Consider the following 12,690-nt stretch of genomic DNA (forward strand, 5'->3'; position numbering starts at 1 on the left):
GGATGATGCCCCACGTGCCGTGGGGGCTCATCGTGTGCGTGCTGGGGGTGTGCTTCCTGGGCCTCTGGAACCTGGCGTCCGCCGCCCGGCCCCCCATGGCGCCCGTGTGGACCAGCCAGGCGCTCTACGTGGCCGTGGGCATTGGCGCCGTGCTGATGGTGTGTCTGGTGGACTACCGCTGGATCCAGCGGATGGCCCTCCCCATCTACGTGCTCAACATCCTGTCGCTCTTGGCGCTGCGCGTGGTGGGGCACACCGCCAAGGGCGCGGAGAGCTGGTTCGTCATCGGCCCGTTCCGCCTGCAGCCCGCGGAGTTCATGAAGATTGGCGTCGTGCTGATGCTGGCCAAGGTCTACCACGACGACTTCCAGCCCAATCAGCCGTCCTACGGCCTCGTGCGCCTGTGGAAGCCGGTGCTGGTGGTGATGGTGCCCTTCGTGCTGGTGCTGGTGCAGCCGGACCTGGGCACCGCGCTGATGATCTTCCTGTCCTCCGGCACCGTCATCCTCTTCGGCAAGGTGCGCTGGTACCTGGCCGCCACGCTGGTGGCGGGCCTGCTGGTGGGCGGCCTCATCATCTGGAACGACTACGTCCGGGAGATGCCCGAGCCGCGCACCACCCTGGTGCGCCACTTCCTCAAGAAACATCAGAGCCAGCGCATCTCCGGCTGGTTGGACCCCGAAGCAGACCTGCGCGGCAGCGGCTATCACGCCGCGCAATCCAAGATCGCCGTGGGCTCCGGCGGTCTCACCGGCAAGGGCTGGCGCGAGGGAACCCAGACAGGCCTGCGCTTCCTGCCGGAGCAGCACACGGATTTCATCTTCTCCGTGTGGGCCGAGGAGCACGGCTTCTTCTCCTGTCTCCTGTTGCTCCTGTTCTACGGCGGCATCTTCATTCTCGGGCTGGGCGTGGGCTTCAACGCGCGAGACCGTTTTGGAGCGTTCGTCGCGGTGGGGGTGGTGGCCACACTTTTCTGGCAGGTGTTCGAAAACATCGGCATGGTCATCGGCCTGTTGCCGGTGACGGGCATCACGCTGCCCCTCATGAGCTACGGCGGCTCCTCGATGCTGTCGGTGATGTTGTGCATCGGGCTGCTGGTGAACATCAGCATGCGCCGTCACATGTTCTGACGGCCGCGGAGGCTCCGATGGTGGTCCAGAGGAAGGGTGCGACGACGGTGAAGGCGGCCGCGGCGGTTCGCGGGCAGGAGCGCGCGCAGGCGGCCCGGCCGTACGCTCCACCCGTGGGCACGACGCGCACCGCCGCGCCCGTGCCCGGGGGCGCGCCCCGCATCGAGATGAACCAGGGGGAGCCGGAGCACCGGCACTTCCCTCGCGCGCAGCTGGCCACGCACTTCGACCTCTGGGTGGAGGACGACGCGGGCGGCCGGCGCTTCTCCGCCGGGCTCACGTCCGTGAACGTGAGCGTCAGCGGCGCCTTCCTCGCGAGCACCTTCTTCCTGCCCATGGGCACGGTGGTGCGCACGCGCTTCGCGCTGGAGGCGGGGGCCTCCCCCGTGGAGGCCCGCGCGGAGATCGTCCGGGAGGAGCGCGGCCCGGAGGACGAGGGCCGCAGCGGGTTCGCCCTGCGCTTCCTGGAGTTCTCCGGTCAGACGGAGGTGGCGCTCGCGAGGCTCTTCCTGGGCATGCGCCTCAGGGCCTTCACCGAGGAGTACCTCCAGTCCCAGCGCGCCCGCTCCCTGCCCAATGAGCTGGAGCGGGTCATCGACGTGATGGCGGCCTGGGAGCTGCTCAAGGCCACCACGCCCGGAGACCCCTGGCGCGGCGAGTAGGGGCCCGGCGCGGGGACTTCAGGCGGGCTTGCCGGAGGCAATCTGCCTGCGGCGCTCGGCCTGGTAGTGCGCGGAACACAGGCCCTTGGAGCGCTGCTCGCGGGTGCAGCCATTGACCGTGCAGCGGCGGTCCATGGGCACCGGCCCGCCCGCCACCGTCTTCGGGGGACGGCCGCGGCGGCGCCCCGCCATCACCGCGCCGTTGCCCGGTGACGCCGCGATGGCGCCCATGCCCGGCATCCCCGTGTTCAGCGCGCGCAGCATGCCGCGGCCGATCGCATCACCCAGCGCCTCCGCCCACGACGTCAGGGCAGGGGTCAGTGGTGCTTGCGTGGTCAATTCTTTGCGAAGGCGTGCCATGAAAAACTCCCGTAGAAACTCGCCAATCAAGACAGGCGTGTATCCATGTCTTGTGTCTGGTGTGGCGAACTCTGTCAACAAGACAAGTTGGGGTCGTGTTTGACTCGTAATGCAATTTCAATGTCTGTTGAACAAAACATGACGGGAGGATCGTCCAGTCGTCCCAAGCGGTGACTTGTCTCAAGCGCAGAGAATTGTCTGCGTCAGGGGGTGCCCAGCACCCGGTAAGTGAAAGCCCTTACCGTCGCGGCCGTTGTCTTTCTACAGACATATCGAACCGGGAGCCGTGTCGCGCCCGGGTGTCTGGTTGGTGGCCCAGACGCGACGTCCCCTCTCACCGGGCGGGGAGTCCTGGCGGTGGGGGCCAGGCGCGCCGTGGGCGGGAGGGGACGTGCGGGAGACGGGGCGCGCGAGCAGGGCGCGCCCGTCGCCGGGAACAACCGGGCTCAGAGATTCTTCCGGACCACGTCCTCGATGCGCGACTTCGGCACCGCGCCGACGATCTGCTCCACGACCTTGCCGCCCTTGAAGAGCAGCAGGGTGGGGATGGAGCGGATGCCATACTTCTGGGGCGTGTCCTGGTTCGCGTCGATGTCCATCTTCGCGAACTTCACCTGGCCCTTGTACTGGGCGGACAGCGCCTCGACGGAGGGCGCGATGGCGCGGCAGGGCGCGCACCAGGTGGCCCAGAAGTCCACGAGCACGGGTTGTTGCGAGTCCAGGACCTGCGTCTGGAAGTCCGAGTCACCGATGTTGATCACGTCGCCAGCCATGTCGTCTCCTCGTGTCTACGGCTTGAGTAGGGTGCTTCCTGAACGTCGGGTCCGGCGGGTGCCTGAAGGGGCGGGAATGCCGGGCTGCCTCGGTGGAACGGATGCCGCATCTTGCCGGGGGTTGCACCCCATTTCCGGCCCGTCCGGCGAGGCGGTGGTGTAGGCTGGGGGACGTGACGAAGCTCTTCCTGTCCCAGGCCCAGCTTGAGGAGTGGGCGCTGGCGGACAAAGCAGACCTGCGCGAGGGCCGCCTGGTGGTCGCCGCCGAGGGAGGGAGCGACTGGCCGCTCACGCCCGCCGTCCACGTGGTGCAGCTGGTGTCCGGGGAGGACACCCACCAGCTCGTCTCCCGGGTGAAGACCGAGGAGCAGCTGGGCCGCCTGGGCGCCGAGCAGATGGCCGACTCCATCCTGGTGGGGGACTCCGCCTATGAAGTGGTTCCGGGCTATGTGGCGGAGGTGGGCGCGCCCGCGCCCGAACGCAAGCCCAATTCGGAGACCGACCTCCTGGCGGCCTTCATTCTCAATAAAATGGGCTGAGGCCGGACTGAATGTCTCCTCGGCCGGGGTTATGAGCCTGCCGCCATGAGCCATACGCTCGTCTCGCTCGCCTGCCACGCCTACGGTCTGGCCGCGCTCGTCTACCTCGCCTTCCTGGTCCGTCAATCCCAGGTGCTCGCCGTCACCGGCCGGGTGCTGGTGGGGACCGGGCTTTTGATGCATTGCGTCGCCCTCATTGAGATGCTGGGGGCGCAGGGAGGGCGGCTGATGGGGCCCGCGCAGGGCATGTCCACCTTCGCCTTCCTGCTGCTGGCGCTGTTCCTGGCGCTGGACATGCGCTACCGCAAGCCCGTCATCGGCGCGTTCCTCACGCCGCTGGCGGTGGCGGTGCTGCTCATCGGCATGTTGCTGCACGGCGGGTCCACGGTGCTGCCGGACGCCGTGCGCCAGCCGCTGCTGCCGGTGCATGTCGTCATCGCGCTGCTGGGCATGACGGCGTTCGGCGTGGCGGCGGGGGTGGGCGTCATGTACCTGCTGATGGAGCGGGAGGTGAAGGCCAAGCACTTCGGGCTGCTCTTCTCGCGGCTGCCGTCCCTGGAGTTCCTGGACACGCTCAACCGGCGGCTCGTGGTGTGGGGCTTCATCGCGCTGTCGCTGACGCTGGCGACGGGCGCGCTGTTCACCACCACGTTGCGGGGGCTCACCTGGGCCCTGGAAGCCAAGCACGTGGCGACCTTCGTCGCCTGGGGCATGTTCGCCGCGCTCGTCAACGCGCGCATCTTCGCGGGCTGGAGAGGCCGGCGGGTGGCGCTGCTCACCATGGCCGGCTTCTGTCTGGTGCTGGTCTCCTTCCTGTCGTCCTACGACCTGTCCGCCGCTGGCCCGGGGATGCCGTAGTCATGGATTTCATCTGCATTGGCGTGTCACACCGCACCGCGCCCCTGGGGGTCCGTGAGCGGCTGGCATTGCCGGAAGCCCGGCAGACGGAGGTGTTGCAGCGGCTGGCCCAGGCGCCCGTGGAGGCGCTCTGGGTGTCCACGTGCAACCGCGTCGAGGTGTATCTGGCGGCCCCCAACATGGACCAGGCGCGCGAGCGCGTGCGGGAGACGCTGCAATCGCTGGGCGGCGCGGAGGCGCTGGAGCACCTGTATGAACACCAGGGCGAGGCGGCGCTCGTGCACCTGTTCCGCGTGGCGTCCAGCCTGGACTCCATGGTGCTGGGCGAGGCGCAGATCCTGGGCCAGGTGAAGGACGCCTTCGAGCGCGGCCAGGGCGCGGGCGCGGTGCGCGGGGAGCTGACGCGCGCGTGCGCGGCGGCGTTCGGCTGCGCCAAGCGCGTGCGCACGGAGACGGCGGTGGGCCGCGCGGCGACGTCCATGGCGTCCGCGGCCGTGCAGCTGGCCAGCAAGGTGTTCGACGGGCTCAAGGACAAGACCGTGCTGGTGGTGGGCGCGGGGGAGATGGGGGAGCTGGCGGCGCGGCACCTGAAGAACGCGGGCGCCGGGAAGCTCCTCGTCACCAACCGCACGCTCGCGCGCGCGGAGGCGCTGGCGGCGGAGGTGGGCGGCGTGGCGAAGCCCTTCGAGGAGCTCCTCACGTGGCTCGCCGCCGCGGACGTGGTGGTGACGAGCACCGCGTCGCAGGTGCCCCTCTTCACGCGCGACAACGTGGGCGCGCTGGGCAAGGCCCGCAAGGGGCGGCCGCTGTTCATGGTGGACCTGGCGGTGCCGCGAGACATCGACCCGGCGGTGGGCACCCTAGACTGGGTGCACGCGTACGACGTGGACGACATCCAGAAGTTCGTCGCGGACAACGCCGCCGCGCGCGCGGAAGAGGCGCACAAGGCGGGCGGGCTGGTGGCGCAGGAGGTGGCGCGCTTCGCCCGGGAGCGCGCGCTGCGCGACGGCATGCCGGTGCTGGCGCGCCTGCGGCAGCGCGCGGAGGCCATCGCCCGCGCGGAGGTGGAGCGCACGCTGCTGGGGCTGGGCGACGGGCTCACCGACAAGCAGAAGAAGAGCATCGAGGCCATGGGACGCGCCATCGTGAACAAGCTACTGCATGAGCCCACCGCGCGCCTGCGCGCCGTGGGGCCCCAGGGCGAGGGCAACCGGCTGGCGGGCGCCGCCGCGGAGCTGTTCGGCCTCACGGAGGCGGAGGCCGCCGCCATCGCGCCGGAAGAGGCCGCGGCCCCGGTGGACGCGCGCAACACGGTGGTGGCCACCGGGAGCCGGCGATGAGGACGGTGCGGATCGCGACGCGGGAGAGCCCGCTGGCGCTGTGGCAGGCGAATCACGTGGCCTCGCTGCTCACCCAGCGCAACCCCGGCCTGGAGGTCACCCTGGTGAAGATGACCACCGAGGGCGACCGCTTCCTCTCCGCGCCCCTGTCCGCGGTGGGCGGCAAGGGCCTGTTCGTGAAGGAGATCGAGCAGGCGCTGCTCGACGACCGCGCGGACGTGGCGGTGCACAGCCTGAAGGACATGACTTCGGTGTTCCCGGAGGGGCTCATCCTGGCGGCGGTGCCCACGCGCGAGGATCCGCGCGACGCGTTCTGCAGCCCGGAGGGGCACACGCTGGCCCTGCTGCCCGCGGGCGCGAAGGTGGGCACGTCGTCGCTGCGGCGCAGCTGCATCCTGCGCGCGCGCCGCCCGGACCTGGAGATCGTCTCCCTGCGCGGCAACGTGCAGACGCGGCTGCAGAAGACGCGCGAGCTGGGGCTCGCGGGCGCCATGCTCGCGGCGGCGGGGCTCAAGCGCCTGGGCCTGGACCACCACATCACCCAGGTGGTGCCGGTGGCGGAGAGCCTGCCGGCGGTGGGGCAGGGCGTGCTGGCCATCCAGTGCCGCGAGTCGGACGCGGACGTGCGCGCGCTGCTTCAGCCCCTGGAGGACCTCGCCACGCGCAACGCGGTGCGGGCCGAGCGCGCCTTCCTGGCGAAGCTGGAGGGAGGCTGCACCGTGCCGCTGGCTGGCCACGCCACGGTGGAGGACGGCCAGGTGTACCTGCGCGGCCTGGTGGGCCGGCCGGACGGTTCGCGGGTGGTGCGGGGCGAGGTGAAGGGCCCCGTACCGGAAGCGGAGCGGCTGGGCGAGGCGCTCGCGGAGGAGCTCCTGTCGCGCGGGGCCGGGGACATCCTGCGCGATTTCGGCCGCCGCGAAGGCGCGTCCCGCGCCTAGAGTGCCGCCCGTGGATCGGCGACTGGATGGCATCCGAGTCTTGGTGACGCGCCCCCGTGAGCGGGCCGAGGAGCTGTGCTTCCTCCTGGAGGACGAGGGCGCGGACGTCGTCAGCCTGCCGCTCCTGGAGCTGCACCCGCCGGAGGATCCGCGCCCGCTCGCGTCCGCGGCCGAGCACGTGCAGCGCTACCACTGGGTGGTGTTCGCCAGCCCCTCCGCCGTGGAGGCCTTCGTGGACGCCCTGCGGCTCGCGGGCACGCTGGACCGGCTGTCCCGCGTGAAGCTGGCCGCCGTGGGGCCGCGCACCGCGAGGGCCGTGGAGGGCTACGGCCTGAAGGTGGAGGCCGAGCCCGACGAGGGCACCGGCGCGGCGCTCTTCACCGCGCTGCGGGACATGCTGGGGCCGGACGACGACGTGCTCCTGCCGGCGGCCGAGGAGGGGCGGCGGGAGCTGGAGGACGGCCTGCGCGACCTGGGCGTGCGCGTCACGCGCGTGACGGCCTACCGCAGCGCTCCGGCCGCCGTCGAACCGGAGGCGCTGGCCCAACTGGCCGGGGCGCCGCCCCAGGTGGTGCTCTTCGCCTCGCCGCGCACCGCGGAGGCCTTCGTGGAGGGCGTGGGCCGCGAGCCGCTGGCGTCCGCGAAGGTGGTGGCCATCGGCCCGACCACGGCGACGGCGCTGACACAGCTGGGCATCCCCGTGGCCGCCGTCGCGGAGCGCCCCACGCCCGAGGCGCTGGTGGATGCCACCGTTCGCGCCGTTCACGGATAGACTGTCCGCCCGGTGACGTCCGGGCGCCAGTCAGGCGCCCCCGTGCGGACGTGACGCGATGAGGTGCGGGTGATGATTCGTGGGTCGAAGCAGAGTGTCTTCTTCCTTGGACTGCTGGCGCTGGCCGCGACCGCGCACGCCCAGTCGCAGGAGGACTACCAGTTCCTGGATCACTGGGTGCTCAACAGCAGCCAGGACCCGTTCCCCTACTACCTGGACGCGCGCAACAACAGCCCGGCGGGCAATGACCTGTCCCTGGTGGAAGACGCGGTGAAGAAGGCCTTCCAGGCCTGGCAGGACGTGGACTGTGCCTGGCCCGCCTTCACGTACAAGGGCCGCTCCGCCATCGTCCCCATCCCGGACGTGAACGACCGCCTGGACGGCTTCAGCGTCGCCGCCATCTGGGTCACCGACCCCAACAGCACCGAATTCAAGGACGTGCTCAACGCTGGCGACAGCGTGGCGGCCGCGGTGCCGCTGCGCCACAGCGGCTATGTCTACCAGTGCGACATCTTCCTCAACGCCGTGAGTTACAAGTTCACCACGCTGTCCCCCACGCCGGCGGGCTTCGTCGACATCCAGACGGCGGTGATGCGCGAGGTGGGCCACTGCCTGGGCCTGGGCAGCACGTACTTCTACACGGACGCGGTGATGTACTTCTCGCTGGACCCGGGCATCCAGCGGCGCGCCCTGACGTCCTACGACAAGGGCGCGCTCTGCAAGCACTACCCCCAGACGGGCGCGGTGGGCTCGCCGTGTGACTCCACCGCGTGCGGCGCGGGCCTCACCTGCGTCACCACCTCCTCCACCACCAGCGGCGCGACCCTGAAGATCTGCACCAAGGCGTGCCCGTCCGGGACGCCGGGCTTCTGCCCCGCGCCGTATCAGTGCCTCGCGTCAACCCTCGTCTCCGGCTCGCAGTACGCGTGCCTGCCGGAGCCCTTCGGTACGGGCACCAAGGTGGGCAATCCCTGCACCAACGCCTCCACGTGCGGCGCGGCGGACTCGCGCTGCCTCACGGACGCGGACAGCACCACCGCCTTCCCGGCGTGGAAGGACGGCTACTGCACGGAGTCCTGCATCGCCACCGCGGACTGCCCCACCGGCTCCACGTGCGCCACCGTGGGCTCCGTGGGCAAGCGCTGCCTGAAGGACTGCCGCCCGGGCAAGGGTGACTGTCGCGAGGGCTATACCTGCAACACGCTGCCCGACAACGGCGGCACCGTGTGCGTCGCGGACTGCGCCACCAACAGCGACTGCGGCAGCAACTACGCCTGCAGCTCCTGCGACCACACCTGCATCCAGCAGAAGACGGGCCCGCGCGTCGAGGGCGACCCGTGCCTCCAGGACTCGGAGTGCGGCACCAACCTGCAGTGCCTGAAGCTCAACGGGAACCCGCAGGGCGTCTGTTCGCAGCCCTGCTCGGTGTCCACCTGCACGTGCGCCGCCGGCAGCACCTGCCGCCCGGCGGGCACGGGCGAGGACCGCTTCTGCTTCAAGGACTGCGCCGCCGGCACCTGCGCCTCGCCGCTCCAGTGCGTGCCGTTCGCGGAAGGGTCCGCCTGCATCGCCGCCTGCCGCTCCAACCAGGACTGCCCCAACGGCCTGTACTGCGGCAACGGCGGTCAGTGCTACGACCCCTACGCGCAGACGGACGGCGGCACCTGCACGCTGTGCAGCGACGGCGGCACGCCGCCTCCTCCCCCGGTGGACGGCGGCACGGACGCCCCCAACCACAGCCCCGGCGGCTGCGGCTGCCAGAGCGCGCCCAGCTCGGCGGCATTCCTGGTGGGGCTCGGGGTGTTGTTCCTGGCCACCCGCAGAAAGAGGAACGTGTGACCCAGGCGGCCCCCCCCGGAAGCAGCGGCCCCTCGCGCGGCGCCACGGACTTCACCCTGGGCTTCCTCCTGGAAGCCCTGGTGTCCCAGCGCCTGCTGTCCCCGCAACAGGCGCAGGAGGTGCTGGCGAGGGAGCCCAGCGCGCGCGCCCGCGTCCTCAAGGCGCAGGGCGGCACGGGCAAGGACGCGGCCCGCTATGACGTGTCGCCCGTGGAGCTGGTGGCGGCGTTCCAGATTCCCGCGCCGGGCGGGCGGGGCGTGCTGGACGAGGACCGCGTCACGGAGGCGGCCGCGCACGCCGCGGGGCTGCCCTACCGGAAGCTGGATCCGCTGAAGATGGACATGGCGCTGGCCACCCGCACGGTGTCCCGGCCCTACGCGCAGAAGCACGTGCTGCTGCCCCTGGAGCGCACCGAACAGGGGCGGCTGCGCGTGGCGGTGGCCAACCCCTTCGACCGCGAGCTCTTCGAGTCCTTCCACCGCCTCACCGGCGTGCCGGTGGAGCCCGTGCTGTCCGCGAAGACGGACATCCTGCGCTCCATCGCGGACATCTACGGCTTCAAGAAGACGCTGGCCAGGGCCGCGGACGACTTCGGCGACGCGCAGTCGCAGATCGCCAACTTCGAGCAGCTGGTGTCGCTCAGCGGCACCCAGGAGCTGGAGGCGTCGGACCGGCCGGTGGTGCAGGCGGTGGACTACCTCCTGCGCTACGCGTTTGACAACCGCGCGTCGGACATCCACATCGAGCCCAAGCGGGCCACCGCCGTGGTGCGGCTGCGCATCGACGGTGTGCTGCACCCGGTCTACACGCTGCCCGCGCCGGTGCACCCGCCCATCGTGTCGCGAGTGAAGATGCTGGCGCGCATCGACATCTCCGAGAAGCGCCGCCCCCAGGACGGCCGCATCAAGACGGAGCGCGACGGCCGCGAGGTGGAGCTGCGCGTCTCCACGCTGCCCACCGCCTTCGGCGAGAAGGTCGTCATCCGCATCTTCGACCCGGAGACGCTGGTGCAGGACATCGCCCAGCTGGGCTTCGAGCCGGACGAGAAGTCCCACTTCGAGTCCTGGATTGACCAGCCCCACGGCCTCATCCTGGTGACGGGCCCCACGGGCAGCGGCAAGACGACGACGCTCTACTCCGCGCTGAAGGCGGTGGCGGGGCCGGACGTCAACGTCACCACCATTGAAGACCCCATCGAGATGGTGTGGGACACCTTCAATCAGGTGCAGGTGCAGCCCAAGGTGGGCCTGGACTTCGCGGGGGCCCTGCGCCACATCCTGCGCCAGGACCCGGACGTCATCATGGTGGGCGAGATCCGCGACGCGGAGACGGCGGAGAACGCCCTCCAGGCCGCGCTCACCGGCCACCTGGTGCTCTCCACGCTGCACACCAACGACGCGCTGGGCGCGGTGGCGCGCATGAAGGACCTGGGCGTGCCGGCCTTCCTCCTGGCGCAGAGCCTCCTGGGCGTCATGGCCCAGCGCCTCCTGCGCCGCGTTTGCGTGCACTGCGCGGAGGAGGCGGTGCTGACGCCGGACGAGCTGCTGGCCCTCCAGGCGCCCCTGCCGCTCCTGCCCGGCGGCGTGAAGCTGTCCAGGGGCGCGGGGTGCGTGCGCTGCCGGGGCACCGGCTTCTCCGGCCGCACCGGCGTCTTCGAGATCGTCTCCACCACCCGCGAGGTGCGTGAGCTCATCGCCCGCGAGGCGCCCTACGAGCAGCTGGCGCAGGCCGCGCGCCGCGGTGGCATGCGCACCCTGCGCGAGGCCGCCGTGCGCAAGCTGGCGCAGGGCCTCACCGCCTTCGACGAGGTGGTGCGCATGACGTCCGCCTTCTAGCGGGCCTCTCGCTGGAGGCCCGGAGGCGGAGGAACACGAAGGGCCCGCCGTGCTTCACGGCGGGCCCCACGGTGAAACAGGGAAGGGCGCGGGCGGCCTAGCCTAGAAGCGCGCCTGGAGCAGCGTGTTGAAGCCCAGCGCGTGCGGCTTCTCGAAGTTCGGCTGCGCGATGCCCGTCACGTCGTCCTCGAACGTGGTCCGGTTGGTGTCGTAGGTGTAATAGACCTCGCCCACCGCCGCGACCGTCTCCGACAGGTCCCACCGGAAGGTGGCCTTGGCGGACCAGATGAGCTCCGCCTCGCAGGCGCCGGAGCCGCCGCAGGTGCTGGGCAGGATGCTCAGCTGGTTCGCGTCACGCACCACCACGGTGCGCGTGCCCGTGAGGGCGGGGGGCGGGTTGCTGCCGCCCATGAGCGGGACCGGGCTGCGGAAGGACGCCGGCTGCTGCGCGCCGATGATGAAGCCCGGCGTCAGGTGCAGGCCCGCGATGTTGTAGTCCACCCCCAGCGCGCCGAAGACTTCCGGCTTCAGCACGGTGCCCGTGGGGAAGTCCTGGAACGGCGGGAAGCCCGGCACGTCGAACTGGATGAAGGACAGGCTGCGCACGAGCGCCAGCGCGTTGAAGCGGAACCGGTTCCACTTCGCGCGGCCCTGGAAGGCCAGCGCCGTGGCCCCCTGGTACTTGGTGGCGCCGAACTTGTCCGGGTCCTGGAGGGTCTGCGTGAGGTAGCTGCCCTCCAGCGAGACGGAGTACGACAGGCCGCCCGGGTACTGCTCCGGCGCGAAGAAGCGCTGGTAGATTTCCGGGTCGTTCTTGTAGAGCCGGAAGTCCACGCTCGTGCCCACCGGCACGCCCACGTGGTAGACGACCTGGGCGGACGCGCCGTAGGAGTTGACGGGCGCCTCGATGGACTGGTTCGCCAGGCCCGGGACGATGCCCTTCTGGAAGTAGCCGCCGCCGGCCTCCACGCGCAGCGTGTCCAGGATGTCCCAGCCCGCGCCCGCCATCACGCCGTAGAGCGTCTCCTGCTCCAGGATGAGGTCGTTGAGCACCAGCGCCGTCTTGCCGCCCAGGTACGCGTACCAGCGGTCGCGCGTGAGCTGCAGCTTGGCGCCCGGCACGCCCGCCGCCGTGGCGCGGTTGGTGAAGATGGAGCTGCCGCCCCAGGAGATGCGGTACGCGTAGCCCAGCCGGAAGCGGTCCGCGGACACCGGGAAGCCGGTGAGCGAGATGCCTTCCTTCTCACCCCAGCCCGGCGGCTGGTAGTTCAGGCGCACATAGCTGGAGTTGTCCAGGATGTCGACGCCGCCCGACGGCCGCTCCAGCACCAGCAGCGTGAGGGCCGCCTCCGTGGTGAGGCCCTCGAAGAACGCCGGCATGCGCTTGTAGAGCACGACGTTCGACAGCGACTCGAAGCCGGAGAACTTGGTGTTGAAGTTGTCGTAGAACTGCGTGTTCTGGTTGCCCGCGCCAAACCGCGCGTTGGGGCTGTTGGGAGTGGTCTCTCCCGCGCCCGCGAGCACGTTGTCGTCCGCGAAGACGAACGACAGACGGGTGTCCACGAAGTCTCCGGCCCAAGCGGGCGCGGAAAGGGTTGTCAGGCCCGCCAGGGCCAGGGTCTGCAACGTTTTCAATGTCCCTCC

At 70.7% G+C, this 12,690-nt stretch carries 12 protein-coding genes; 9 read left to right on the forward strand and 3 right to left on the reverse strand.

What is annotated here, in order from left to right; all coding sequences use genetic code 11:
- Positions 1–2 precede the first annotated feature (2 nt).
- Together rodA and U8525_RS04365 are read left to right on the forward strand one after the other, a co-directional pair.
- Positions 3–1,130, forward strand: a complete 1,128-nt coding sequence (rodA, locus tag U8525_RS04360; protein WP_374262271.1) for a rod shape-determining protein RodA — start codon at positions 3–5, stop codon at positions 1,128–1,130.
- A gap of 17 nt (positions 1,131–1,147) precedes the next feature.
- Positions 1,148–1,792, forward strand: a complete 645-nt coding sequence (locus tag U8525_RS04365; RefSeq protein WP_374261543.1) for a PilZ domain-containing protein — start codon at positions 1,148–1,150, stop codon at positions 1,790–1,792.
- Between the two features lie 18 nt (positions 1,793–1,810).
- On the opposite strand, the gene U8525_RS04370 is transcribed toward U8525_RS04365, so the two are convergent.
- Entirely contained in the window at positions 1,811–2,152 is a 342-nt protein-coding gene (locus tag U8525_RS04370) for a hypothetical protein (protein WP_374261545.1), read from the reverse strand.
- Between the two features lie 446 nt (positions 2,153–2,598).
- Positions 2,599–2,925, reverse strand: a complete 327-nt coding sequence (gene trxA / locus U8525_RS04375; protein WP_374261547.1) for a thioredoxin — start codon at positions 2,923–2,925, stop codon at positions 2,599–2,601.
- Between the two features lie 173 nt (positions 2,926–3,098).
- On the opposite strand from trxA, the gene U8525_RS04380 reads away from it, so the two are divergent.
- The 7 genes from U8525_RS04380 to U8525_RS04410 all read left to right on the forward strand — a co-directional run bounded on the left by U8525_RS04380 (position 3,099) and on the right by U8525_RS04410 (position 11,046).
- Entirely contained in the window at positions 3,099–3,464 is a 366-nt protein-coding gene (locus U8525_RS04380) for a hypothetical protein (protein ID WP_374261549.1), read from the forward strand.
- A 45-nt stretch (positions 3,465–3,509) separates the two neighbouring features.
- Positions 3,510–4,322, forward strand: a complete 813-nt coding sequence (locus U8525_RS04385) for an inner membrane protein YpjD (protein WP_374261551.1) — start codon at positions 3,510–3,512, stop codon at positions 4,320–4,322.
- Positions 4,323–4,324: 2 nt separating this feature from the next.
- Positions 4,325–5,662, forward strand: coding sequence for a glutamyl-tRNA reductase (gene hemA / locus U8525_RS04390; protein ID WP_374261553.1), 1,338 nt, complete (start codon positions 4,325–4,327; stop codon positions 5,660–5,662).
- Positions 5,659–6,600, forward strand: a complete 942-nt coding sequence (gene hemC, locus U8525_RS04395) for a hydroxymethylbilane synthase (RefSeq protein ID WP_374261555.1) — start codon at positions 5,659–5,661, stop codon at positions 6,598–6,600. Before hemA ends, hemC begins: the two co-directional genes overlap by 4 nt.
- A gap of 10 nt (positions 6,601–6,610) precedes the next feature.
- Positions 6,611–7,372, forward strand: coding sequence for a uroporphyrinogen-III synthase (locus tag U8525_RS04400; protein ID WP_374261557.1), 762 nt, complete (start codon positions 6,611–6,613; stop codon positions 7,370–7,372).
- Positions 7,373–7,444: 72 nt separating this feature from the next.
- Entirely contained in the window at positions 7,445–9,211 is a 1,767-nt protein-coding gene (locus tag U8525_RS04405; RefSeq protein ID WP_374261559.1) for an MYXO-CTERM sorting domain-containing protein, read from the forward strand.
- Positions 9,208–11,046, forward strand: a complete 1,839-nt coding sequence (locus U8525_RS04410; RefSeq protein ID WP_374261561.1) for a GspE/PulE family protein — start codon at positions 9,208–9,210, stop codon at positions 11,044–11,046. The genes U8525_RS04405 and U8525_RS04410 overlap by 4 nt, the downstream gene beginning before the upstream one ends.
- A 102-nt stretch (positions 11,047–11,148) precedes the next feature.
- On the opposite strand, the gene U8525_RS04415 is transcribed toward U8525_RS04410, so the two are convergent.
- On the reverse strand, positions 11,149–12,681 hold the full coding sequence (locus U8525_RS04415) for a hypothetical protein (protein WP_374261563.1): 1,533 nt from the start codon (positions 12,679–12,681) through the stop codon (positions 11,149–11,151).
- Positions 12,682–12,690 lie beyond the last annotated feature (9 nt).

This window comes from Corallococcus sp. RDP092CA (assembly GCF_041903675.1).
Lineage (GTDB): Bacteria > Myxococcota > Myxococcia > Myxococcales > Myxococcaceae > Corallococcus.